General features: G+C 69.1%; 18 protein-coding genes. 11 read left to right on the top strand and 7 right to left on the bottom strand.

From position 1 onward, the window contains the following. Positions 1-13: 13 nt before the first annotated feature. A complete protein-coding gene (recN, locus tag HWX22_RS12565) occupies positions 14-1,663 on the top strand; it encodes a DNA repair protein RecN (protein ID WP_059820476.1) in 1,650 nt (549 codons plus the stop codon). A gap of 115 nt (positions 1,664-1,778) precedes the next feature. Here the strand turns inward: recN and glnE are convergent, their stop codons facing one another. Then, positions 1,779-4,580, bottom strand: a complete 2,802-nt coding sequence (glnE, locus tag HWX22_RS12560; RefSeq protein ID WP_175915732.1) for a bifunctional [glutamate--ammonia ligase]-adenylyl-L-tyrosine phosphorylase/[glutamate--ammonia-ligase] adenylyltransferase — start codon at positions 4,578-4,580, stop codon at positions 1,779-1,781. A gap of 228 nt (positions 4,581-4,808) precedes the next feature. Between glnE and HWX22_RS12555 the strand changes: the two genes are divergently transcribed. From HWX22_RS12555 to tldD, 3 genes are all read left to right on the top strand, one after another. Then, positions 4,809-9,008, top strand: coding sequence for a YhdP family protein (locus HWX22_RS12555; RefSeq protein WP_175909132.1), 4,200 nt, complete (start codon positions 4,809-4,811; stop codon positions 9,006-9,008). Between the two features lie 51 nt (positions 9,009-9,059). Then, positions 9,060-9,887 carry a carbon-nitrogen hydrolase family protein gene (locus HWX22_RS12550; protein ID WP_175915731.1) on the top strand — a complete coding sequence of 276 codons (828 nt, stop codon included), beginning with the start codon at positions 9,060-9,062 and terminating at the stop codon, positions 9,885-9,887. 93 nt (positions 9,888-9,980) lie between these two features. Beyond that, the gene (gene tldD / locus HWX22_RS12545; RefSeq protein ID WP_059451318.1) at positions 9,981-11,447 is read left to right on the top strand and encodes a metalloprotease TldD; all 1,467 of its coding nucleotides are present in this window, start codon (positions 9,981-9,983) and stop codon (positions 11,445-11,447) included. Positions 11,448-11,557: 110 nt separating this feature from the next. Here tldD and HWX22_RS12540 read toward each other — a convergent pair whose 3' ends face one another. Beyond that, on the bottom strand, positions 11,558-11,803 hold the full coding sequence (locus HWX22_RS12540) for a hypothetical protein (RefSeq protein WP_175915730.1): 246 nt from the start codon (positions 11,801-11,803) through the stop codon (positions 11,558-11,560). Between the two features lie 42 nt (positions 11,804-11,845). On the opposite strand from HWX22_RS12540, the gene aroG reads away from it, so the two are divergent. Next, positions 11,846-12,919, top strand: a complete 1,074-nt coding sequence (aroG, locus tag HWX22_RS12535; protein WP_059465445.1) for a 3-deoxy-7-phosphoheptulonate synthase AroG — start codon at positions 11,846-11,848, stop codon at positions 12,917-12,919. Between the two features lie 113 nt (positions 12,920-13,032). Here the strand turns inward: aroG and hmpA are convergent, their stop codons facing one another. Next, positions 13,033-14,241 carry an NO-inducible flavohemoprotein gene (gene hmpA / locus HWX22_RS12530; protein ID WP_175915729.1) on the bottom strand — a complete coding sequence of 403 codons (1,209 nt, stop codon included), beginning with the start codon at positions 14,239-14,241 and terminating at the stop codon, positions 13,033-13,035. 97 nt (positions 14,242-14,338) lie between these two features. After that, complete coding sequence (locus HWX22_RS12525; RefSeq protein ID WP_175915728.1) at positions 14,339-14,890, bottom strand: cob(I)yrinic acid a,c-diamide adenosyltransferase; 552 nt, start codon at positions 14,888-14,890, stop codon at positions 14,339-14,341. Between the two features lie 140 nt (positions 14,891-15,030). Between HWX22_RS12525 and HWX22_RS12520 the strand changes: the two genes are divergently transcribed. The 6 genes from HWX22_RS12520 (at position 15,031) to proC (ending at position 22,116) form a co-directional block, all read left to right on the top strand. Continuing rightward, positions 15,031-16,440 (top strand): FAD-linked oxidase C-terminal domain-containing protein, encoded by a 1,410-nt coding sequence (locus HWX22_RS12520; RefSeq protein WP_175915727.1) that lies wholly within the window; start codon positions 15,031-15,033, stop codon positions 16,438-16,440. Between the two features lie 38 nt (positions 16,441-16,478). Then, positions 16,479-17,972, top strand: a complete 1,494-nt coding sequence (locus HWX22_RS12515) for an FAD-linked oxidase C-terminal domain-containing protein (RefSeq protein WP_124624924.1) — start codon at positions 16,479-16,481, stop codon at positions 17,970-17,972. Positions 17,973-18,114: 142 nt separating this feature from the next. Then, the gene (gene glcE, locus HWX22_RS12510; protein WP_175915726.1) at positions 18,115-19,203 is read left to right on the top strand and encodes a glycolate oxidase subunit GlcE; all 1,089 of its coding nucleotides are present in this window, start codon (positions 18,115-18,117) and stop codon (positions 19,201-19,203) included. Positions 19,204-19,210: 7 nt separating this feature from the next. Beyond that, positions 19,211-20,437, top strand: a complete 1,227-nt coding sequence (gene glcF, locus HWX22_RS12505; protein WP_175915725.1) for a glycolate oxidase subunit GlcF — start codon at positions 19,211-19,213, stop codon at positions 20,435-20,437. Positions 20,438-20,554: 117 nt separating this feature from the next. After that, entirely contained in the window at positions 20,555-21,253 is a 699-nt protein-coding gene (locus tag HWX22_RS12500) for a YggS family pyridoxal phosphate-dependent enzyme (RefSeq protein WP_059535387.1), read from the top strand. Positions 21,254-21,303: 50 nt separating this feature from the next. After that, complete coding sequence (gene proC, locus HWX22_RS12495) at positions 21,304-22,116, top strand: pyrroline-5-carboxylate reductase (RefSeq protein ID WP_175909123.1); 813 nt, start codon at positions 21,304-21,306, stop codon at positions 22,114-22,116. Positions 22,117-22,209: 93 nt separating this feature from the next. Here proC and ubiA read toward each other — a convergent pair whose 3' ends face one another. The 3 genes from ubiA to HWX22_RS12480 form a co-directional block, all read right to left on the bottom strand. Further along, entirely contained in the window at positions 22,210-23,082 is an 873-nt protein-coding gene (ubiA, locus tag HWX22_RS12490; RefSeq protein ID WP_059535384.1) for a 4-hydroxybenzoate octaprenyltransferase, read from the bottom strand. 281 nt (positions 23,083-23,363) lie between these two features. Further along, entirely contained in the window at positions 23,364-23,852 is a 489-nt protein-coding gene (dpsA, locus tag HWX22_RS12485) for a non-specific DNA-binding protein DpsA (protein WP_059465436.1), read from the bottom strand. 119 nt (positions 23,853-23,971) lie between these two features. Beyond that, on the bottom strand, positions 23,972-24,127 hold the full coding sequence (locus tag HWX22_RS12480) for a hypothetical protein (RefSeq protein ID WP_175909117.1): 156 nt from the start codon (positions 24,125-24,127) through the stop codon (positions 23,972-23,974). Positions 24,128-24,145 lie beyond the last annotated feature (18 nt).

Here is a 24,145-nt window from a genome sequence, read left to right as displayed (position 1 = left end):
TGAGCCCGACACCATGCTTCGCCACCTCTCGATTCGCGACTTCGTCATCGTCGCCGCGCTCGATCTCGAATTCGATAGCGGCTTCACCGTCTTTTCCGGCGAAACCGGCGCCGGCAAATCGATCCTGATCGACGCCCTCGCCCTCGCGCTCGGCGAACGCGCCGACGCGAGCGTCGTGCGCGCCGGCTGCGGCCGCGCCGACATCACAGCCGAATTCACGCCGCACGACCGCGTCGCGCGCTGGCTCGACGAACACGCGTTCGACGCCGAGGACACCGTGATGCTGCGCCGCGTGATCGACGCGAACGGCCGCTCGCGCGCATTCATCAACGGCACCAGCGCGACGCTCGCGCAGCTGCGCGAGCTCGGCGAGATGCTGGTCGACATCCACGGCCAGCACGCGCACCAGTTGCTGATGCGTCCCGATGCGCAGCGCGAGCTGTTCGACACGCACGCGGGGCTCGTCGCCGATGCCGCGAACGTCGCACGCGCGTGGCGCGTCTGGCGCGACGCGACGCAGGCGATCGACGCCGCGAAGGCGCACGAGCGCGAACTGCAGCTCGAACGCGAGAAGCTCGCATGGCAGCTCGCCGAGCTCGACAAGCTCGCACCGCAACCGGGCGAATGGGACGAAGTCGGCAGCGAGCACAAGCGCCTGTCGCATTCGGCGAACCTGATCGCCGGCGTGCAGGGTGCGCTCAACGCGCTGTCCGAGGCCGACGACGCGATGCTCCCGCAGCTCGGCGCGATCGTGTCGAAACTGCGCAGCCTGGCCGACTACGACACGGGGCTCGGCGACGCGCTCGCATCGCTCGAACCGGCCGAGATCCAGCTGCAGGAAGCCGTCTATTCGCTGTCGCACTACGCGCAGCGCCTTGATCTCGACCCGGCCCGGCTCGCGCAAGTCGAGACGCGCCTCGACGCGCTGCACTCGACCGCCCGCAAGTTCCGGCTGCCGCCCGACACGCTGCACGAGGAACACGCGGCACGCCGCGCGCAGCTCGCCGCGCTCGACGCGGCCGCCGATCTCGGCGCGCTCGAAGCCGCGCAGGCCAAGGCATGGGAAGCCTATCTCACCGACGCGAAACACCTGTCGAAGGCGCGCGCGCAGGCCGCGAAGGCGCTCGGCACGGCCGTCACGGCGGGCATGCAGGAACTGTCGATGGCAGGAGGCAGCTTCGAAGTCGCGCTCGTGCCGCTCGCCGATGGCGGCCCGCACGGGCTCGAGCAGGTCGAATTCCGGGTCGCGGGGCACCCCGGCGTGCCGCTGCGGCCGCTCGCGAAAGTCGCGTCGGGCGGCGAACTCGCACGGATCAGCCTCGCGCTCGCGGTGATCGCGAGCGCCGCCAGCCCGACGCCGACGCTGATTTTCGACGAAGTCGACACGGGCATCGGCGGCGGCGTCGCCGAGGTGGTCGGCCGCCTGCTGCATCAGCTCGGGCGTGACCGCCAGGTACTGTGCGTGACGCACCTGCCGCAGGTCGCCGCACGCGGCGACCATCACTTCCAGGTCGCGAAGGGTGCCGACGACCGCGGCAGCACCGTCTCGTCGGTCGTCCCGCTCGACAAGGCGAGCCGGGTCGAGGAAGTCGCCCGGATGCTCGGCGGGCTCGAGATCACCGCGACGACGCGCAAACACGCGAAGGAAATGCTGGCGGCCTGACGCGGGCACCCGTCCCCCGAAAGCGAAAAGACCGGCGCATGCGCCGGTCTTTTTTCATCGGCAGCAGCGGCCACCCGATCGCGCCCGCCCTGCTCCGATGATTCGAACGCCCGACTCAAACCCCCGTTTCGACCGCGCCGAACACCCGCTCCCACAACGCCGTCACGGCCGCCCGCTCGTCGGCCACCAGCGCCGGATCGACCCGCGCCTTTTCCATCCCGTCGAGCCGCAGCTTGTGCTGCAGCTTCCGGTACTTGCGGTACGCGGCGCCGACGCGCTCGGCTTCGTCCTCGCCCATCAGTCCGAACCGGGCGACCTCGCGCAGCAGTGCGATGTTGCCGGTGTTGCGGATCAGCTCGGCATCGCTCGACGCATGCAGCAGCACCCAGTACTGGACGATGAATTCGATGTCGACCATCCCGCCGCGATCGTGCTTCAGGTCGAACAGGTCCGTCTGGTTCGGGTGGCCGGCGAACACCTTGCCGCGCATGTCGACGATCTCCTTCGCGAGCACCGCCCCGTCGCGCGGCGTCGTCAGCACCTGCTGGCGGATCGCCTCGAAGTCCGCGCCAATCTGCGTGTCGCCCGCGCTGTAGCGGGCACGCGTCAGCGCCTGGTGCTCCCACACCCAAGCGGTGTTCGCGGCGTCGCCCTCGCGCAGCTGGTAGCGGCGGAACGCGTCGAGATCGGTCACGAGCAGTCCGGCCTCGCCGTTCGGCCGCAGCCGCAGGTCGATGTCGAACAGCGCGCCCGCGCCGGTCGCGGTCGTGAGCCACGTGATCAGCCGTCGCGTGAAGGTCGTGTAGACGTCCGCCGAGCGCTCGTCGGGGTCGTCGTACAGGAAGATCAGGTCGAGATCCGACGCGTAGCCGAGCTCCTTGCCGCCGAGCTTGCCGTACGCGATCACCGCGAACTTCGGCACGTCGCGGTGGCGCTTCGCGAGCTGCGACCAGACCACCTCGATCGTCACGTCGAGCACCGCGTCGGCGAGCTCCGACAGACGATCGCTCACGTGCTCGACCGACAGCTGGCCCGCCAGATCGATCAGCAGGATGCGGAACACCTCCGCGTGCTGCGCATGCCGCAACAGGTCCATCTGCTGCTCGGGGCCGTCGGCGGCCGCCAGGCGCGCACGCAATGCGTCCTTGAACGCCGGCCAGTCGAACGGGCTCGCGATCGCTTCGTCGTCGAGCAGTTCGTCGAGCAGTTGTGGATGGCGGATCAGGTAGCCGCCGCCCCAGCGCGTCGCGCCGAGCACCGACAGCACGCGATCGAGCGCGGCCGGATACTCGGTCAGCAGCGCGAGATAGACGCCGCGCCGGCTGACCGTCTCGAGCAGGTCGAACAACCGCACGATGGTGTCGTCGCGGCGCGCGGCGTCGATCCGCGGCGCGGCCTCGAGCGCGCGTTGCGCGACGCTGTCGAAGCGTTGCCGGCTCTTTTCCGGCAGGCCCGCGTAGCGCGACGACTGCCATATCGCGCGCAGCCGCGCGAGCACGGTCACCGGATCGCTGAAGCCGAGGCCGTCGAGGCGCGCGCGCAGCGTGTCGTCTTCGCCGTCGTCGGCGAGCGCCCCGCTCCAGATCCACGACGCGGTGGTGTCCTCGCCCGCCGCGCAGGGGCCGCCGTTCGCCTTATCGGCAAAGATCTGGTCGAACTGCGCCTCGACGAAGGTGCGGTAGCCGTCGAGCACCGTCATCAACGCCGCGTAGTCGGCGAAGCCGAGCGACGTGGCCAGCGCCGCGCGCTCGTTCGGATCGACCGGCATCGCATGCGTCTGCGCGTCGTCGCGGTACTGCAGCCGATGCTCGAGCGTGCGCAGGAAATTGTAGGCGTCGGTCAGGCGCTCGCGCACGTCCTCGCCAATCAGCCCGCGCGCCTGCGCATGGCGCAGCACCGCGAGTGTCGGCCGCACGCGGAATTCCGCATCCTGGCCGCCGCGGATCAGCTGGAACACCTGCGCGCTGAATTCGATCTCGCGGATCCCGCCGCGCCCGAGCTTGATGTCGTCGGCCTTGTCGGGCCGCATCGACGCGCGGCGCGCGGCTTCCTGGCGAATCTGCTGGTGCAGCGAACGGATCGCACCGATCACGCCGAAGTCGAGATAGCGGCGGTACACGAACGGCTTGACGATCGATTCGAGCTGCGACTCGAGCCGCCGCGCCGCGTCGCTGTCGCCTTCCGACACGAGCCGCCCTTTGATCCACGCGTAGCGCTCCCATTCGCGCCCCTGCACGTAGAAATATTCCTCGAGCATCCCGAGGCTGCACACGAGCGGCCCCGAATCGCCGTTCGGACGCAGCCGCATGTCGACGCGAAACACGTAGCCGTCGGCCGTGACCTCGGACAGCACGCCGATCAGGCGCCGGCCGAGCCGCGTGAAGTATTCCTGGGTGGACAGCGGCGAGCGCGTGCCGCCGGCCGTCTCGCCGTCGTCCTCGTAGACGAAGATCAGGTCGATGTCGGACGACACGTTCAGCTCGCGGCCGCCGAGCTTGCCCATCCCGACCACGCCCAGCACGACGCGCTGGCCGTCGGCGCCGCGCGGCTCGCCGTACATCGCCTCGAGTTCTGCCGACAGCAGCGCGAGCGAGCGCTGCACGGCCACCTCGGCGAGATCGGTCATCGCGGACGTCACCTCGGCGACATTCGCGACGCCCCGCAGGTCGCGCTCCGCGACCGCGCCGAACACCTCGACACGCAACTGCCGCAGCGCGCGCTTCAGTTGCTCGTCGCCCGGCGCGGCCGCGCCGGCCGGCGATGCGAGCAGTTCGGTCAGGCGCGCGTCGAGCTGCGCGCGGGCGAGCGGCGCGGCGGCCCACGCGGCGATCTGGTCGGACAGCGCGGGACGCGCGGCCACCGCGCGGGCGATATATCGGGAGTAGGACGGGCTGATCAGGGCGGAAGCGTCGGTCATCGAAAAGCGGGCCTGGCGGTAAGGCCCGCCGCCGCGGGAGAGCGCTTGCGCGCCCCGCCGCCGACAGGCCCCGTGGACTCGGCGCGGTGTCGCGACGCGGATGCGCCGCCGCGAAAACCGCGCGCCGGAAAGCCCGTGCCGCGCCGCCGCAACGGCCGCCGGCACGAACCCCTGTGATACATTTCAACGTCAGTCTGCAAAACTACCATATCGCCGCCCTTCCGCCGCATGTCCGACCGTCAGGAATCCGCCTTAGCTGAGCCCGAAGCGGGACCTCCGAAGCACGATCATCCAGTCCTGCGTCGCGTGTTCAGGGTGACGCTGGCGGTCGGGATCGGCACGTACTTCGTCGCGGCCGGCGCGTTCCTCGGGCTGCGCTACGTGGTGCTGCCGCGTATCGACGAATTTCGCCCGCGCATCGAGCGCGCGGTGTCCGACAAGCTCCACGCGCAGCTTTCGATCGGCAAACTGTCCCCCCACTGGTCCGGCATGCAGCCGGGCGTCGAAGTCGCCAACCTCACCATTCGCGGCCGTGACGGCCAGATCGCGTTGTCGGTCCCGCACGCGACGGCCGCGTTGTCGTGGATGTCGCTGCTGCGGCTGTCGCCCGCGCTGTCGAGCCTGATCGTCGACCATCCGGACCTCGTCGTCGCGCGCGCGGCCGACGGCTCGCTGAGCATCGCGGGCGTCGGCGTCGCGACCACCCATGGCGGCAACGACACGTTCAGCACGTGGCTGCTGAAGCAGGAAGCGATCGTGCTGCGCAACGGCACGCTGCGCTGGCGTGACGCGCAGCATGACGCACCGGAGCTCGCGCTGTCCGGCATCCGCCTCGCGGTGCTCAACCACGGTCGCGAGCACAAGGCCGCGCTACAGGCGCCTGCGAACGGCACCCTGCTGCTCGGTCCGCTCGATTTCCGCGCGCGTTTCCGGCACAAGCCGCTCGCGCCGATCGGCAAGCCGACGAACTGGACCGGCGACGCGTATCTGTCGACCGGCCCCGTCGACCTGCAGACGCTCGGCCGCTATCTCGACATCCCGCTCACGATCCACGCGGGCCGGATCGACAACGCGATCTGGGCGACCTTCGAGAACGGCCACCTGCGCTCCGCCGGCGGCGACCTGCAGGGCGCCGACGTCGTGCTGCGCGTGCGGCCGACCCAGCCGCGCCTCGACGTGCCGACGGTCGGCTTCGGCTGGGACATGGCGCTCGACACCGGCCGCGACTACACGCTGCACCTGACGCGCTTCAACGCGGAGCTCGGCCAGCCGCCGCTGCCGGACGGCACGCCGCTTGCCCGCTCGCTCGCGCTGTCGACGCTGACCGCCCGCTACCGCGTGCCGGCCGCCGACCAGGGGCAGTTGCTGAGCGTCGTCGGCGACCGCGTCGATCTCGGCATCCTCAGCGAGTTCATCCGCGGGCTGCCGCTGCCGGCGCGGCTGCGCAACGAACTGATCAAGCTCGACCCGCGCGGGATGGTGTCGAATTATCACATCGAGGTCGAACGCGCGAAGCCGGCGCGGGCCGAGCTCGCCGACGAAGAGCGTCGCACCGGCGCCGCGCCGATCGTCCGCTACCGCTTCCTCGGCGACCTGCAGGGCATCAGCTTCGCCGCGCAGGAGCCGCCTCCCGGCCTCTCGCCGCGCGGCCATCCGCGCGCCGGCTGGCCGGGCGTCGAGAACCTGTGGGGCCGCGTCGACGCGAACGAGACGGGCGGCGCCGCGCACTTCGATACCGTCAACGCGGCGGTCACGGTGCCGGGCGAATTCGACGAGCCGCGCCTCACCTTCGACCGGCTGCGCGGCAACGCGAAATGGGTGATCACGCCGGCGCCGGGCGAGAAGCACGCGCGCGTCGACGTGACGTTGCCCGACCTGTTCGTCGCGAACCCGGATGCGGAAATCGCGGTGTCTGGCTCGTACACGAACCCCGGCCACGGCCGCGGCTCGCTCGACCTGCGCGCGGATTTCGCGCGCGCGTCGGTAGCACGCATTCCGCGCTACCTGCCGACCGGGATGTCCGAGCACCTGCGCGACTATCTCGGCCATGCGCTGCAGGACGGCCAGGTGACCAAGGGCGCGTCGATCGTCGCCCGCGGCCCGCTCGAGAAATTCCCGTTCGAACACGAGCCGGACGCCGGCGTGTTCCATATCGTCGCGCCGTTCACCGGCGGGCGCTTCGAGCCGACGCCGTACCCGCCGCGCAAGCTCGCGAACGGCACGCCGAGCGTCTGGCCCGCACTCGACGGGATCGACGGCGTGTTCGAGCTCGCGCAGAACAAGCTGCGTTTCGACATCGCGCGCGCGCACTACAAACGCGTCGCGCTGACGAAGGTTGCCGGCCGGATCGACGATCTCGGCAACCCGTCGAAGTCGCCGCTCATCATCGACGGCCATGCACAAGGCCCGCTCGCGGACCTGATCGACTACGCGGACAACAGCTCGCTCGGCGCGATGAGCGGGCACATCGGCCGGCGAATCGATGCGCAGGGGCCGGCGGCGCTCGCGCTCAAAATCACGATTCCGCAACACGTTCCGCATCCGCATACCCACGTCGAAGGCGCACTCGCGTTCGGCGGCAACACGCTGTCGGCCGACGGCGTACCGCCGCTGTCCGCGCTGCGCGGCAGCGTGCATTTTTCCGAGACTGGCGCGTCGCTGCAGGGCCTGTCGGGGCGCTTCCTCGGTGGCCCGGTCCGCGCGAACGGCAACTTCCAGTCGCACGGCCCGTACGCGGTGGACGTCGACGGCAAGCTCGCGCTCGACGCCGCGCGCGGCCTGAACCTGCGCGGCACGGCCGCGGCGCTGCTCGAGCACGTGGTCGGCGACGCACCGTACCAGCTCGCCGTGCGCGGCGCGCCGGGCCGTCTGCCGGAGGTCACCGCGCGTTCCGACCTGACGGGCGTCGCGCTCAACTTCCCGGCGCCGTTCGCGAAACCGGCCGGCACGCCGATGCCGTTCCGCTTCACGCTGCAGCCGGCCGCCCAGGCGGGCGGCAAGCGCCTCGAGCATGCCGACCTGACGCTCGGCCCCGTGGCCGCGACCTACCTGCTCGACGCGACGCCCGGCCAGCCGCTGCGCGCGGTGCGCGGCGCGATGGGTATCCACCGGATGCCCGACCTGCCGCAGGACGGCGTGAGCGCCGCCGTCGACGTCGACGAACTCGATGCCGACGCCTGGCTCGCGCTGGCCCGCACGCTGCAGCACGACGCGCCGCGCGCGCCGGAACCGCAAGCCGCGCCCCGCATCGACGCCGCGAGCTTCACGCCGAAGCGCTTCGCGCTCCACTTCGGCACGCTGAAGCTGCTCAAGCGCAACTGGGAAAACGTGATCATCGGCGCGTCGCACATCGACGAGCTGTGGCAGGCGAACATCGCGTCGAACCAGGTCTCCGGCTACCTGTCGTGGGCGCCGGGCGGCGGCCACAACGGCGCGGGCGTGCTGAATGCGCGGCTTGCGAAGCTCGTGATTCCGCAGAGCGCCCAGCACGACCTCGTCGGCCGCGCGATGAACCTGCCGACGCCGACCGACCGGCCGATGCCGTCGGTCGACCTGATCGTCGACCAGGTCGTTGCACGCGATCACGACATCGGCCGGCTCGTCGTCAATGCGCGCAACATCGAGGAAGACGGTGCGCCGGTGTGGCAGCTCGACAAGCTCGAGCTGGCGAACCCGGCCGCGAAGCTGACGGCGACCGGCAACTGGCGCACGTCGCGTCGCGCGCTGGCCCGCGGTGTCGACGAGAACGATGCACCGCGCCGCAGCGTGTTCGACTTCAAGCTCGACGTTGGCAACGCGGGCGCGCTGCTCGACCTCGTCGGCCTGCCGCGCACGCTGGCGAACGGCCACGGCACGGTGACCGGCAAGGTCGGTTGGCGCGGCGGCCCGACCGCGGTCGATCTGCCGTCGCTCGGCGGCCAGATCGCGCTCGACCTGGAGCACGGCCAGATCCTGAAGGTCGATCCGGGCGCCGCGAAACTGCTCGGCGTGCTGAGCCTGCAGAGTCTCGCGCGCTTCCTGACGCTGAATTTCCGCGACGTGATCGGCAAGGGACTGCCGTTCGACAAGATCACGGGCACCAGCCGGATCTCGAACGGGATCGCACGCACCGACGACTTCTCGATGACGACGGCGCCGGCCAACGTGACCGTGCGCGGCGCGGTCGACCTCGGCACCGAGACGCAGGACCTGCACGCGCACGTCGCGCCGAAGATCGGCGCCGGCACGGCGGCGATCGCAGCCGCGATCATCAATCCGCTGCTCGGCGTCGGCGTGCTGGCGGCGAACTACGCGCTGTCGGAGACGCTGTCGCACGCGTTCGCGCTCGACTACGCGATCACCGGCTCGTGGGCGCATCCGCACATCGAGCGGGTGCGGGGCGATCAGGGTAAGATGAATCACGGTCCGGCCGATGCGGCGAGCCACTGACGCGCGCAAGGTGCCGGGCCGCACCCCATTTATGATGCAACCGATCCAGCGATGACCGATCACACCCGTTCCGCCACGCCCTTTCGGGTCGCCGCGCTGCAGATGGTGAGCACGCCGGACGTCGCACGCAATCTCGCCGAAGCCGGCCGCCTGATCGCGGAGGCGGCCGGCGACGGCGCGCAGCTCGTGCTGCTGCCCGAGTATTTCTGCTTCATGGGCCATCGCGACACCGACAAGCTCGCGCTCGCCGAACCCTACCGCGACGGTCCGATTCAGCGCTTCCTTTCGGAGGCGGCGCACCGTCATGGCGTCTGGGTGATCGGCGGCACGCTGCCGCTGAAGGCGCCCGAACCCGATCGCGTGCTGAACACGACGCTCGTGTTCGACCCGACCGGCCACGAAGCGGCCCGCTACGACAAGATCCACCTGTTCAACTTCGAGAAAGGCGACGAATCGTTCGACGAGGCGCGCACGATCCGCGCGGGCGACACGGTCGTCGCGTTCGACGCGCCGTTCGGGCGGGTCGGCCTGTCGGTCTGTTACGATCTGCGCTTTCCGGAGCTGTATCGCAGGATGGGCGACTGCGCGCTGATCGTCGTGCCGTCGGCGTTTACTTATACGACGGGCCGCGCGCACTGGGAAATGCTGCTGCGCGCGCGGGCCGTCGAGAATCAGTGTTACGTGCTCGCGGCCGCGCAAGGCGGCAAGCACGAGAACGGCCGGCGCACCTGGGGCCACAGCATGCTGATCGACCCGTGGGGCGAAATCGTCGCGGTCCGCGACGAAGGCGCGAGCGTCGTGACCGGCGCGCTCGATCCGCAGCGCATCGCCGACGTGCGCCAGAGCCTGCCCGCGTGGCGGCATCGCGTGCTGGCCTGAACATCCGATCCGCCCTGGCGCTTGAAACGCCGCCCGGCCAACCCATCTGCCCAGCACGCACCCGACAACTTTTTGAGAACCCTCGATACCCGCATGAACATCATCGAACCCGGCATCCGCAATCTTGCGCTGGCGAAGGACATCCTCCTCACGCCGTACGGCCTCGACGAGAGCCTGCTCACGCGCACGATCGCCGACATCTTCACGCATCGCGTCGACTACGCGGACCTGTACTTCCAGGCGACCCGCAGCGAAGCGTGGAGCCTCGAGGAAGGCATCGTGAAGTCGGGCAGCTTCAGCATCGACCAGGGCGTCGGCGTGCGCGCGGTCGCGGGCGACCGCACCGCGTTCGCCTACTCGGACGACCTGTCGCCGGAAGCCATCGCCCAGGCGGCCGCGGCCACCAAGGCGATCGCGGCGGCCGGCGGCGGCCGCCAGAAGATCAAGGCGGCGACGTCGCTGAAGGGCATCTCGGGCCGCGACCTGTACCTGCCGTCCGATCCGCTCGCGTCGCTCGACGCGACGGCCAAGGTCAAGCTGCTCGAGCGCATCGAGCAGATGGCGCGCGGTCGCGACCCGCGCGTCACGCAGGTGATGGCGGGGCTCGCCGGCGAATACGACGTCGTGCTGGTCGCGCGCAGCGACGGCGCGCTCGCCGCCGACATCCGCCCGCTCGTGCGCGTGTCGGTCACGGTGATCGCCGAACAGAACGGCCGCCGCGAAATCGGCTCCGGCGGCGGCGGCGGCCGCTTCGACTACGGCTACTTCACCGACGAAGTGCTGTCGCGCTACGTCGACGACGCCGTGCACGCGGCGCTCGTGAACCTCGACGCGCGCCCCGCCCCGGCCGGCGCGATGACGGTCGTGCTCGGGCCGGGCTGGCCGGGCGTGCTGCTGCACGAGGCGATCGGTCACGGCCTCGAGGGCGACTTCAACCGCAAGGGTTCGTCGGCGTTCGCCGGCCGGATCGGCGAGCAGGTCGCCGCGAAGGGCGTGACGGTGGTCGACGACGGCACGCTGCCGAATCGCCGCGGCTCGCTGAACATCGACGACGAAGGCAACCCGACGCAGTGCACGACGCTGATCGAGGACGGCATCCTGAAGGGCTACATCCAGGACACGCTGAACGCGCGCCTGATGAAGATGCCCGTCACCGGCAACGCGCGGCGCGAGTCGTATGCGGCGCTGCCGATGCCGCGCATGACCAACACGTACATGCTGAACGGCGACAAGGATCCGCAGGAAATCATCGCGTCGGTCAAGAACGGCCTGTACGCGGTGAACTTCGGCGGCGGCCAGGTCGACATCACGAACGGCAAGTTCGTGTTTTCGGCGTCCGAGGCGTACATGATCGAGAACGGCAAGATCACCTACCCGGTGAAGGGCGCGACGCTGATCGGCAGCGGCCCGGAATCGCTGAAGTACGTGAGCATGATCGGCAACGACATGTCGCTCGACTCGGGTGTCGGCGTGTGCGGCAAGGAAGGCCAGAGCGTGCCGGTCGGCGTCGGCCAGCCGACCCTGCGGATCGACAAGATGACGGTCGGCGGTACGGCATAACCGCATCGCGGCGCAGACAATCCGCGCATTTCGACGAAAGCGCGCGGATTGTCCGCATTTTCGAGCGTCCCCGGTTGCCAGCGGCCCGGCGACCGGGTATAAATTCCGAATCAACTTTTTTGACGAACCGAATCTCCGTCATGTCCGCCAAGTTTTATTTTTACTTTTTTTGGCATCTCAGACCGCTGGCGGATCGAGAGGGTTGATGGCGCGTAAAGCGCAACCGAAATTCCCGAAAAAACCGCCGGCGAACCCGGCGGTTTTTTTTCGCCCTTCGCCAACCGGTCGCTGCCGCAGCGCATCCCGCGGCCCCGACCGAAATCACTGAATCGCTTGAATTGATGAATCTGCCGCACGCGCACTGACCGAACGGCGCCCGCAAAAATAGGAGAAACAGCATGCCCCCGCACAACACCGACGACGTCCGCATTCGCGAACTCAAGGAACTGACGCCGCCCGCCCACCTGATCCGCGAATTCGCGTGCTCCGAGGCCGCGTCCGAGCTGATCTACAACTCGCGCCAGTCGATGCACCGCATCCTGCACGGGATGGACGACCGGCTGATCGTCGTGATCGGGCCGTGTTCGATCCACGATACGAAGGCGGCGATCGAGTACGCGGGGCGGCTCGTGAAGGAGCGCGAGCGCTTCAAGGGCGAGCTGGAAATCGTGATGCGGGTGTACTTCGAGAAGCCGCGCACGACGGTCGGCTGGAAGGGGCTCATCAACGATCCGCACCTCGACAACAGCTTCAAGATCAACGAAGGGCTGCGCACCGCGCGCGAACTGCTGCTGCAGATCAACGAGATGGGGCTGCCGGCCGCGACCGAATACCTCGACATGATCAGCCCGCAGTACATCGCCGACCTGATCTCGTGGGGCGCGATCGGCGCGCGCACGACCGAGTCGCAGGTGCACCGCGAGCTCGCGTCGGGGCTGTCGTGCCCGGTCGGTTTCAAGAACGGCACCGACGGCAACGTGAAGATCGCGGTCGACGCGATCAAGGCCGCATCGCAGCCGCACCATTTCCTGTCGGTGACCAAGGGCGGCCACTCGGCGATCGTGTCGACGGCCGGCAACGAGGACTGCCACGTGATCCTGCGCGGCGGCAAGACGCCGAACTACGACGCGGACAGCGTGAACGCCGCGTGCGCGGACATCGGCAAGGCCGGCCTCGCCGCACGCCTGATGATCGACGCGAGCCACGCGAACAGCTCGAAGAAGCACGAGAACCAGATCCCCGTGTGCGCGGACATCGGCCGCCAGGTGGCGGCCGGCGACGAGCGCATCGTCGGCGTGATGATCGAGTCGCACCTCGTCGAGGGGCGCCAGGACCTGAAGGAAGGCTGCCCGCTGACCTACGGCCAGAGCATCACCGACGCGTGCATCGCGTGGGACGACAGCGTGAAGGTGCTCGAAGGTCTCGCGGAATCGGTGAAGGCACGGCGCGTCGCGCGCGGCAGCGGTAACTGATCGCCGGCAGGCTCGAGGCGGCGCGTGCCGCCCGCGGCCTGCCGCCTGCGCAGCAAGAAAAAGCCCGGCTCGCGCCGGGCTTTTTTCGTTGACGGGCAGCCGCCGTCAGGATTTCACTCGAGCGCGCCCGAGCCGAAGATCTCGGTATTGATGCGCGCCGGCGCGACGCCGAGCGCGACCAGCGCGTCGCGCTGCGCCTTCATGAACGCGATCGGACCGCAGACGTAGTAGTCGGCATCCGGCACCAGCGCGTATTGCTTCACGCGTTCCGGCGTCAGGCGCCCTTCGAGGTCGTGATCGACGCCGCCCCGGTCGTTCGGGCCGACCAGCTCGTACAGCACCGTGCGCTTCACGTTCGCGTGTTCGCGCACCGTATCGTTCAGCCAATCGCGGAACGCATGCACCGCGCCCGAACGGCATGCGTGGACGAACCGCACCTCGCGCGTACTGCCTTCGCCGACCAGTGTCGATGCCATCGACACCATCGGCGTCAGGCCGACGCCGCCGGAGATCAGCACGACCGGCGTATCGACGCCGCGTTTCAGCGAGAATTCGCCCATCGGCGCGGTCACTTCGACGATCGCGCCCTCCTCCACGCCGTCATGCATCAGCGTCGACACCTTGCCGGCCGGGATTGCTTCCGGCTGGCCGGCCTCGCGCTTCACCGAGATGCGCAGCCACTTGCCGTGCGGCGCGTCGGACAGGCTGTACTGGCGCGGCTGGTCGACGCCGAGGTCGCCGACGAAACGCTTCACCGTGACGTACTGGCCCGGCGCGAAAGTCGGCGCCTCGCCGCCGTCGGCAGGCGTCAGGTAGAACGACGTGATCTCGTCGCTTTCACGCACCTTGCGGGCGACCTTGAACGGACGGAAGCCGCTCCACGCGGCGCCCGCGTACAAATCAGCCTCGGCGCCGATCAGGATCTGCGCGAGCTGGCCGTACGCGACACGCCATGCCTCGAGCGTCGGAGCATCGACCGCGTCGCCGAGCACTTCGACGATCGACGCAAGCAGGTTCTCGCCGACGATCGGGTAATGCTCGGGACGGATGTTCAGGCTCGCGTGCTTGTGCGCGATATGCGACACCGCCCCGCCAAGCGCGCCGAGGTTGTCGATGTTCGCCGCATATGCATAGACCGCCTTCGCGAGCGTTTCCGGCTGGCTGCCGGTCTTCTGGTGCGTCTGGTTGAACAGGTTCTTCAGTTCCGGATGGCGCGCGAACATGCGCTGGTAGAAGTGCTTCGTGATCGTCGCGCCGTGCACGGCGAGGACAGGGGCAGTGGCCTTCACACGAGCCATCTGGTCAGCAGTGATGTGGGTCATGTTCGTATTCTCCGTTAAACATTCTCATACGATACATCTTTAAAAATCGACGGCCCCCCGGGCAAATTGTCGCAGTGCGCAAGAACGCGGCCGCGCGTCAGCGGACGCGCCCGCGCTCCCACAGCACGTCCGAACCGCCACCCGCGCGGTTCAGCACGCGCGCCAGCACGAACAGCAGGTCCGACAGCCGGTTCACGTAACGTCGCGGCGCATCATTGAGCGCGTCGTTCCGCCCGAGCGCGACGATCGAGCGCTCCGCGCGGCGGCACACCGTCCGGCATACGTGCGCGAGCGACGCCGCGCGCGAGCCGGCCGGCAGGGTGAATTCCTTCAGCGGCGGCAGCGTCGCGTTGTAGTCGGCGAGCCACCGGTCGAGGCGCGCGAGGTGCGTGTCGTCGAGCACCGCATGGCCGGGAATGCACAGCTCGCCGCCGAGATCGAACAGGTCGTGCTGGATCGTGACGAGCGCGGTGCGCACGTCGTCCGGCAGCGGCTCGGCGAGCAGCACGCCGAGGTTCGAGTTCAGTTCGTCGACGTCGCCGATCGCGGCGATCCGCGCGTCGTCCTTGCCGATGCGCCGTCCGTCGCCGAGGCCCGTGGTGCCGTCGTCGCCCGTGCGCGTCGCGATCTTGCTCAAGCGGTTACCCATGCGAATGTCCTCTCGTGCGCGGCCGCGATGCGGCCCGGTTGCCCAGGAACGCGATTATCGCAGCCTGCGGCGGCGGGCGCAGCGGGCGTTACAGCGTAGAATGGGCCGAAAGTTTGACAAGCAGTCGTCAGGAGACATTCGTGAATCACCCTGCCCCGCCGGCCACCGCGCGCCGCCCGCTGCCCTCCGCCATGCTCGATGCGCTGCGCGCCGCCTTCGGCGAGCGCGTGTCGACCGCCGACGCCGTCCGCGCCCATCACGGCCGCGACGAATCGCCGTTCGATCCGCAACTGCCCGACGCCGTCGTATTCGCCCACAACGCCGATGAAGTTCGCGAAGTCGTGTCGCTGTGCGCGCTCTACGGCGTGCCGCTGATCCCGTACGGCGCCGGCTCGTCGCTCGAAGGCCACCTGCTCGCCGTGCGCGGCGGCGTCTCGCTCGACCTGTCGGAAATGAACCGCGTGCTGTCGATCAACGCGGAAGACCTGACTGTCACAGTCGAGCCGGGCATCACGCGCAAGGCGCTCAACGAAGCGCTGCGCGACACCGGCCTGTTCTTCCCGATCGATCCGGGCGCCGACGCCAGCATCGGCGGCATGACCGCGACCCGCGCATCGGGCACCAACGCCGTGCGCTACGGAACCATGCGCGAGAACGTGCTCGGCCTCACCGCCGTGCTCGCCGACGGCCGTGTCGTGAAGACGGGCTCGCGCGCGCGCAAGTCGTCGGCCGGCTATGACCTCACGCGGCTGTTCGTCGGCTCCGAAGGCACGCTCGGCGTGATCACCGAGATCACGCTGCGCCTGCATCCGCTGCCCGAAGCCGTGTCGGCCGCGATCTGCACGTTCCCGTCGATGGGCGACGCGGTGCGCACCGTGATCGAGACGATCCAGATCGGCGTGCCGATCGCGCGCGTCGAGTTCGTCGACTCGCTCGCCGTGCGCTCGATCAACCGCCACTCGAACCTGACGCTCGCCGAAGCGCCGACGCTGTTCTTCGAATTCCACGGCACCGAAGCCAGCGTGAAGGAACAGGCCGAGCTCGTGCAGACGCTCGCGGGACAGAACAACGGCCAGGGCTTCGAATGGGCGACCCGCCCCGAGGATCGCACGCGGCTCTGGGCCGCGCGCCACAACGCGTACTTCGCGATGCTGCAGCTGAAACCCGGCTGCCGCGCGGTGACGACCGACGTGTGCGTGCCGATCTCGCAACTCGCCGCGTGCGTCGAGGAAACCGAAGTCGACCTGCGCGCGTCGTCGCTGCCCTGCCCGATCGTCGGCCACGTCGGCGACGGCAATTTCCACGTCGCGATCCTGATCGATCCCGACAAGCCCGAGGAAATCGACGAAGCCGAACGCATCAACGACCGGATCGTCGAACGCGCGCTGCGCCTCGGCGGCACCTGCACCGGCGAGCATGGCGTCGGCCTGCACAAGATGCGCTTCCTGCCGAAAGAGCACGGCGACAACGCGATCGACGCGATGCGCGCGATCAAGCTCGCGCTCGATCCGCGCAATCTGATGAATCCCGGCAAGATCTTCACGTGCTGACATGGCGGCGCGCCGCCGCGCCGCCCGCAGGAGACCCGATGAACGCTTCCGTCGAACTGTCGAGCGCGACCCGCGCGCAGCGCCAGCGCGAAGTCGTGCAGGCGCTGATGGCCGTGCTGCCGACGCATTGCCTGCTGTTCCGCGACGAAGACACCGCGCCGTACGAATGCGACGGCCTGTCGGCGTACCGCCGGCTACCGCTCGCGGTCGCGCTGCCCGAAACCGAATCGCAGGTGCAGCGGATCGTGCAGATCTGCCGCCGCATGGAGGTGCCGATCGTGCCGCGCGGCGCGGGCACGAGCCTGTCCGGCGGCGCGCTGCCGATCGTGAACGGCGTCGTGCTGTCGCTCGCACGCTTCACACGCATCGTCGAGGTCGATCCGTACGCGCGCACGGCCACCGTGCAGCCCGGCGTGCGCAACCTCGCGATTTCGGAAGCCGCCGCGCCGTACGGGCTGTACTACGCGCCCGATCCTTCGTCGCAGATCGCCTGCACGATCGGCGGCAACGTGGCGGAGAATTCCGGCGGCGTCCACTGCCTGAAATACGGGCTGACGGTGCACAACGTGATGCGCGTGCGCGCGGTCACGATCGACGGCGAGATCGTCGAATTCGGCTCGCTCGGCCTCGACACGCCGGGCCTCGACCTGCTCGCGGTGATGATCGGCAGCGAAGGGATGTTCGCGATCGTCACCGAGATCACGGTGAAGCTGATCCCGAAACCGCAGACCGCGCAGCTCGTGATGGCGAGCTTCGACGATGTCGTGAAGGGCGGCGAGGCGGTCGCCGCGATCATCGCGTCGGGCATCATCCCGGCCGGGCTGGAGATGATGGACAAGCCGGCCACCCAGGCCGTCGAGGCGTTCACGCATGCGGGCTACGACCTCGACGCGAAGGCGATCCTGCTGTGCGAATCGGACGGCACGCCCGAGGAAGTCGCGGAGGAAATCGTCCGCATGACGGCCGTGCTGCGCGAACATGGCGCAACGCGAATCCAGGTATCGCGCAACGAAAGCGAGCGGCTGCGCTTCTGGTCCGGCCGCAAGAACGCGTTTCCGGCCGCCGGGCGCATTTCCGCCGACTATTACTGCATGGACGGCACCGTGCCGCGCCGCGCGATCGGCCCCTTGCTCGCGCGCATCGAGCAACTCGAGACGCGCTACGGGCTGCGCTGCATCAACGTGTTCCATGCCGGCGACGGCAACATGCATCCGCTGATCCTCTACAACGCGAACGATCCGGACGAGCTGCACCGTGCCGAACAGTTCGGCGCGGAAATCCTCGAATGCTGCGTGGAATTCGGCGGCAGCGTGACCGGCGAGCACGGCGTCGGCATCGAAAAGCTCAATTCGATGTGCGTACAGTTCTCGCCGCAGGAGCGCGATGCGTTCTTCGCGGTCAAGCGCGCGTTCGATCCGGCCGGGCTGCTCAATCCCGACAAGGGCATCCCGACCCGCGCGCGTTGCGCCGAGTACGGCCGCCAGCACGTGCGCGGGGGGCTGCTGCCGCACCCCGACCTGCCGCGCTTCTGAGCGCCGCGCAGTCGCGGGGCCCGTGCCGGCCGCGCGCGTGGCGGCGGCATGCCTTCGTCATACGGGGCTTAGGGATAGTCGCGATGTGGATTCGCGCCACCCCGGTACAATCGACCGGACAACAACGAGGCAGCAACAGAACATGGAAGAGGACGACATCGTCGCCGGATGGGCCGAGCGCATCCGTGCCGCCAGTGCCGACGGCCGGCCGCTGCGGATTCGCGGCGGCGGCACCAAGGACTGGTACGGCCAGGCGCTGGACGGCGAAATACTCGACACGCGCTCGTTTCAGGGCATCGTGTCGTACGACCCGGCCGAGCTCGTCGTCACGGTCCGCGCGGGCACGCCGCTCGCGCAGCTTGAAACCGTCCTCGCCGAGCACGGCCAGATGCTGGCGTTCGAGCCGCCGCATTTCGGCCGCGCGGCCACCGTCGGCGGCTGCATCGCGGCGGGCCTCGCCGGCCCGCGCCGCGCGACCTGCGGCGCGCCGCGCGATTTCGTGCTCGGCGTCACGCTGATGAACGGGCGCGGCGAAGTGCTGCGCTTCGGCGGGCAAGTCGTGAAGAACGTCGCCGGCTACGACGTGTCGCGGCTGATGGCCGGCGCGCTCGGCACGCTCGGGCTGATGCTCGACCTGTCGATCAAGGTGCTGCCGGTGCCGGTCGCCGAAGTCACGCTGAAGTTCGAGATGACCGCGACCGACGCGGTGCGCAAGCTCAACGAATGGGGCGGCCATCCGCTGCCGGTCAGCGCGAGCGCCTGGCGCAACGGCACGCTGGTGCTGCGGCTGTCGGGCGCCGAGGCCGCCGTGAAATCGGCGAAGACGCTGCTCGGCGGAGAAGTCGTCGACGCGGTCGAGGCCGAGCGCTTCTGGGCCGGCCTGCGCGAGCATACCGATCCGTTCTTCAACGGCATTCCGCCCGGCTATGCGCTGTGGCGCCTCGCGCTGCCGTCGATCACCGAACCGATGCACCTGCCCGGCACCCAGCTGATGGAATGGGGCGGTGCGCAGCGCTGGTGGATCACCGACGCCGACGCGCAGACGGTGCGCATGAGCGCGAAGCAGGCCGGCGGCCATGCGACGCTGTTCCGCGCGGGCGAATCCTACGACCGCAGCGCGGGCGTGTTCACGCCGCTGCCCGCGCCGCTGATGAAGATTCACCGCGGGCTGAAGACGGCGTTCGATCCCGCGCGCATCTTCAACCGCGGCCGGCTCTACCCCGATCTCTGAGGGCTCGATGCAAACGAACCTCGCCGATTTCATCCGCAATACGCCCGACGGCGACGAGGCCGACGCGATCCTGCGCAAGTGCGTGCATTGCGGCTTCTGCACCGCGACGTGCCCGACCTACCAACTGCTCGGCGACGAACTCGACGGCCCGCGCGGCCGCATCTACCTGATCAAGCAGATGGTCGAAGGCGCGCCCGTCACGCGCAGCACGCAGCAGCACCTCGACCGCTGCCTCACCTGCCGCAGCTGCGAGACGACCTGCCCGTCGGGTGTCCAGTACGGCCGGCTCGTCGAGATCGGCCGCAAGCACGTCGAGGCGCAAGTGCAGCGCCCCGTGCAGCAGCGGCTCGTGCGCCGCATGCTCGCGAGCCTCGTGCCGAACGAGGCGCTGTTCTCGCCGATCATGCGGCTCGGCCAGCACGTGCGGCCGCTCTTGCCGAAACGGCTGCGCGACAAGGTGCCGCCGCGCACGCGGCTGCTCGAATGGCCGCAGCGCACGCATCCGCGCAAGATGCTGATGCTCGCCGGCTGCGTGCAGCCGTCGATGCTGCCGAACATCAACATCGCGACCGCGCGCGTGCTCGATGCGCTCGGCGTCGAGACGATCGTCGCACCCGACGCGGGGTGCTGCGGCGCGATCCGCCTGCACCTGAACTATCACGACGAAGCGCTCGACGACGCGCGCCGCAACATCGACGCGTGGTGGCCGTACGTCGAGCAAGGCGCCGAGGCAATCGTGATGAACGCATCGGGCTGCGGCGCGACGGTGCTCGAATACGCGCACCTGCTGCGCGACGATCCGGCGTATGCGGAGAAGGCGCAGCGCATCGTCGCGCTGACGCGCGACATCTCCGACGTCCTGCTCGCGTTCGAGGCCGAGCTCTCGACGCTCGCGCGGCGCCGCGCGATCCATACCGTCGCGTATCACCCGCCGTGCACGCTGCAGCACGGCCAGCAGTCGCGCGGCAAGGTCGAGCGCCTGCTCGAGACGCTCGGCATCGACGTGCGGCTGCCGGCCGACAGTCATCTGTGCTGCGGGTCGGCCGGCACCTATTCGCTGACGCAGCCGTCGCTGTCGTACCGGCTGCGCAAGCAGAAGCTGCTGAAGCTGCAGGCACTTGAGCCGCAGATGATCGTGTCCGGCAACGTCGGCTGCATCGCGCACCTGCAAAGCGGCACGCAGATTCCGGTCACGCACTGGATTCAGCTCGTCGAGCATCTGCTGTACGGCTAGCGCGGCACCTGCGGCGGCGTCCGTATAATGAGCGAATCGAAGCGGCGCGTGCCGTGCCGCATTCGTCACCGTACTCGCCGCCGTAATCGCTTCCCCGTGCCTGCTTCCGTGCCCGTCATGTCCGACTTCGCCGCCCGTCTCGATTCCGTTCACCGCCGCATCGCCGACGCCGCCCGCGCGGCCGGCCGCGATCCCGCCACCGTCTCGCTGCTCGCCGTGTCGAAGACGTTTCCCGCCGACGACGTGCGCGCCGCGCATGCGGCCGGACAACGCGCGTTCGGCGAGAACTACGTGCAGGAATCGATCGACAAGATCGACGCGCTCGCCGATCTGCGCGCGGACCTCGAATGGCATTTCATCGGGCCGCTGCAATCGAACAAGACGCGCCCGGTCGCCGAACGGTTCGACTGGGTCCATTCGGTCGACCGGCTGAAGATCGCGCAGCGCCTCGCCGAACAGCGCCCCGCGCACCTGCCGCCGCTCAACGTGTGCGTGCAGGTGAACATCAGCGGCGAGGCGTCGAAGAGCGGCGTCGCGCCGGCCGACGTGGCCGACGTCGCGCGCGCGGTCGCCGCGCTGCCGGCGCTGCGGCTGCGCGGCCTGATGGCGATTCCCGAACCGGCCGGCGATACCGACGCGCAACGCGTGCCACATCGCGCGCTGCGCGCGCTGTTCGATGCATTGCGCGCCGAGGGCCTGCCGCTCGACACGTTGTCGATGGGCATGTCCGCCGATCTCGAAGCCGCGGTGCTCGAAGGCGCGACGATCGTGCGCGTCGGCACCGCGATCTTCGGCGCGCGCGACTATTCGCACTGAGCGCTGCCCTTTTCCGCCTTTCCGTTCACTCATCTGCTCAATCGGACATCATGAAAATCGCATTCATCGGCGGCGGCAACATGGCCGCGGCCCTCATCGGCGGCCTGATCAAGCGCGGCGTCGCCGCTGACGGCCTGTATGCCATCGACGTCAACGAGGACGCCCGCGCGCGCACGGCGCAGCAGTTCGGCATCCGCACCGGCGCGGCCATCGACGCGACGCTCGCGGACTACGACGCGATCGTGCTCGCGGTGAAACCGCAGGTGCTGAAGGACGTTGCGCAGGCGCTCGCGCCGCATTTGAAATCGCAGCTCGTGATCAGCATTGCGGCGGGCATCCGCGGCACCGACCTCGCCCGCTGGCTCGGCGACTACGCGCGCGTCGTGCGCACGATGCCGAACACGCCCGCGCTGGTCGGCATGGGCGTGACGGGTCTCGCCGCGCTGCCGGGCGTCGACGCGGCCGGTCGCGAGCTCGCGTCGAACGTGCTCGGCGCGGTCGGCGAGATCGTGTGGTTCGACGACGAAGCGCAGCTCGATGCGGTCACGGCGATCTCGGGCAGCGGCCCGGCCTACGTGTTCTATTTCATCGAAGCGCTGCAGGAAGCCGCGCGCCGCCTCGGCATGAACGACGAACAGGGCCGCGCGCTTGCGGTCGCAACGTTCGCGGGCGCCGCGCAACTCGCCGCGCAATCGGGCGAGCCGGCAAGCGTGCTGCGCGAGCGCGTGACGTCGAAGGGCGGCACGACGGCCGCCGCGCTCGCGTCGTTCGACGCGCAGGGCGTGAAGGAAGCGATCGTGCGCGGCGCGCTCGCAGCCGAGGCACGCGCGAAGGAAATGGGCGACGAGCTCGGCCGCGCATAAGCGCCGCGACCGCCGCCGGGTTTCCGGCACCGGCAACAAAAAAGCGGCCTCGGCCGCTTTTTTGCTGGCATCGCGCATCGGCGCGCGGTCGCGTCAGTTCCCGGCCGCACCCGCCAGCAGGTAATGCGCTGCGATTCCCGCGAACAGCACGCCGCCAAGCCAGTTGTTGTGCCGGAACGCCGCGAAGCACGGCATCCGCTCGCGCCCCTTGATCAGCGTGTAGTGATACAGCGCGCAGCCGACCGCCGCCGCCCAGCCGGCCCAGTACGCGAGACCGAAGCCGAGCGTCACGCCGATCCATACGTAGATGCCGAGCGTCACCGCATAGCACGCCATCACGGCCGCGACGTCGAAGCGGCCGAACGTCAGCGCGGACGTGCGAATGCCGATCTTGATGTCGTCGTCGCGGTCGACCATCGCGTATTCGGTGTCGTACGCGACCGACCAGAAGATGTTCGCGATCAGCATCACCCATGCGAGCATCGGCACCGTGTCCTGGACGGCCGCGAACGCCATCGGGATGCCGAAGCCGAACGCGATGCCGAGATATGCCTGCGGAATCGCGAAGAATCGCTTCATGAACGGATACGAACCGGCGACGAACAAGGCGACGACCGACAACTCCTTCGTCAGCGTGTTGAGCGGCAGGATCAGCAGGAACGCGATGAACGACAGCACCACCGCGATCGCGACAGCTTCCCATGCGCGGATCTTGCCCGACGTCAGCGGCCGGTCGGCCGTGCGCTTCACGTGACGGTCGAAATCGCGATCGGCATAGTCGTTCATCGCGCAGCCGGCCGAGCGCATCAGCAGCGTGCCGAGCGCGAAGATCACGAGCAGCGGCCAGCGCGGATGGCCGTCCGATGCGATCCACAGTGCGTTGAGCGTCGGCCAGAGCAGCAGCAGGCTGCCGATCGGCTTGTCCATCCGGACGAGCCGCAGATACAGGGGAAAGCGGGCAAGCATGGCGAAGCACCGGGAAGATAATCCCGGCATTTTAGAGCCGAGGCACGGTTCGCGTCATGTCGGGATGGCCCGCGCCCGCGTGCCGCGGTACGCGCGTCGGCCACGCCGGCCCGCTGCAAGCGGCCGAAGCAGTCCCGCCCGCAAATCAAGGGACAGATGCGCGGCAAACATGCACCGGCGGCCAAGGCAGGATTCGATCCGATGCAGGCGACCCGGCCCCGATTTGAGGTCGGACTGCCCGCCGATGCCGGCCGCGCGGCGGGCGACCGGTCGCGTCGAACTTACGCGAGCAGCGACCGCAGCATCCACGCGGTCTTTTCATGCGTCTGCAGGCGCTGTGTCAGCAGGTCGGCGGTCGGCTCGTCGCTCGCCGCGTCGGCGATCGGGAAGATTTCGCGCGCCGTGCGCACGACCGTCTCGTGCCCTTCCACGAGCTGACGGATCATCTCTTCGGCCGCCGGCACGCCGTTCGCTTCCGGCACCGACGACAGCTTCGCGAAATCCGCGAAGGTACCCGGCGCGACGACGCCGAGCGTGCGAATGCGCTCGGCGACCGAGTCGACCGCGAGCCACAGTTCGTTGTACTGCTCTTCGAACATCAGGTGTAGCGTGTTGAACATCGGACCCGTGACGTTCCAGTGGAAATTGTGGGTCTTCAGGTAAAGCGAGAACGTATCGGCAAGCAGGCGCGACAGGCCGTCCGCGATTTTCCTGCGATCCTTGTCGCTGATGCCGATGTTGATCTGCGTGGCGTTGCCTTTCCTGGCCATCTTCGGAACTCCTCATTCGAAATGTTGAAGCGGAGAAAATGCGTCGAGCAATTCGCATACCGCGTCGCACGGCATCCGTTCACGCCTCGCCGGTCCGGTGCGGCGAGCGATTCGCGCGCTCAGCCGCCGGCGCCCGACACGAGCGGCGCGAGCGCGTGCAGCGCCTGCGCGACCAGCTCGGCCGCACCGCCGACGACGATCGCGAAACCGACGATACGCCGCGCCCACTCGGCCGGCGTGAACGCGGTGCGCATGTTCAGCATCATTTGCGTCATGATCGTCACTCCTTCGAC

It is taken from the genome of Burkholderia sp. BCC1638 (assembly GCF_902833195.1).
Taxonomy (GTDB): Bacteria; Pseudomonadota; Gammaproteobacteria; order Burkholderiales; family Burkholderiaceae; genus Burkholderia; species Burkholderia diffusa.
The sequence above is the reverse complement of the archived record's forward strand: the minus strand, read 5'-3'. Positions and strand labels throughout refer to the sequence as shown.